Raw genomic sequence first — 1064 nt, 5'->3', positions numbered from 1 at the left:
GAATAAATAAGATACAAAAACATATTAGCGAAAAAATTTATAATAATTTTTTTATTTTTTTAGGTAGTTTAAAAGAACCATTTAACGTTCATTTAATAGGCGGAGAGCCTTTTTTATATCCAAAATTTTTTGAAATGATACAGAAGATAATTTCATACGGGGGGGGTAATAAAATATCCGTGACTACAAATTTTTCACACTCTAAAAATATTTTGTCTAAATTTTTAGATATAGCTAAAGGAAAAATATCTTTCATAGAAATTTCGATGCATTTAACCCAAATAAAAGATTTTGAAAGCTTTATAGAAAAATTATTATGGTTTAAAAGAAAATCGGAATTAAATTTTGAAGATTTTCAGCTGAACTCTATACTTTTGCAAAATAATTTTGAAAAAGTAAAAGAATTAAAACAAAAAATAGAGGATTTAGGGTTTAAATTAAATATACAGAGAGTTTTTGACGAAAAAGGGTATTTGCAATATTCAGAAGAGATAGAAAAATGGATTGAACAAAATAATTGCATAGACATACCCGCTTTTATGGTTACTGGAAAAGATTATTCCAAAGTATGCGCTTTAGCATGCAGAACTGGAAATAAATTTTTTAAAATATTAATAGACGGAAAAGTTACGAGATGTTTTTCCGATAATGAATACGGATATAATTTGTTAGGCAATATGTCTAAATCTCATAAAGTTAAAATATTGAAAGACTATACCCCATGCTTATCGGTAAATAATAAATGCAGATGCTACGCGGGATTTATAAAACTTGGACAAATAGAAACAGAAAATAAGAAATTGTTTTATTATAATTTTTTAAAAATAAAATCTTATTTAAAAGTTAAAAAACTCAAATTTCTTAAAGCTTTTTACGGCTTTCTAAAAAAAATAAGCTTTGGAAAAATGAAAAATTATATACGGCTAAAAGAAGATAAAATTAATTTTTTAATTAGCGAAATTCTTATTTACAAATATTAATTGGAGTATAAAGAATGGAAGATATAATGAATATATGTTTGGTATTTGACCAAGTTTTATAAATCCCGCGTAGCATCTGCATTT

1 protein-coding gene is annotated in these 1064 nt (G+C 24.7%); it reads left to right on the top strand.

The window, feature by feature from the left end; translation table 11 throughout:
* A partial coding sequence (locus EZH24_RS14355) for a hypothetical protein (RefSeq protein ID WP_236847254.1) occupies nt 1-980 on the top strand: 980 nt, incomplete at its 5' end.
* Nucleotides 981-1064: the final 84 nt, after the last annotated feature.

Origin of the sequence: Brachyspira catarrhinii (assembly GCF_005518285.1) — a bacterium.
GTDB lineage: Bacteria > Spirochaetota > Brachyspiria > Brachyspirales > Brachyspiraceae > Brachyspira > Brachyspira catarrhinii.
The sequence above is the reverse complement of the archived record's forward strand: the minus strand, read 5'-3'. Positions and strand labels throughout refer to the sequence as shown.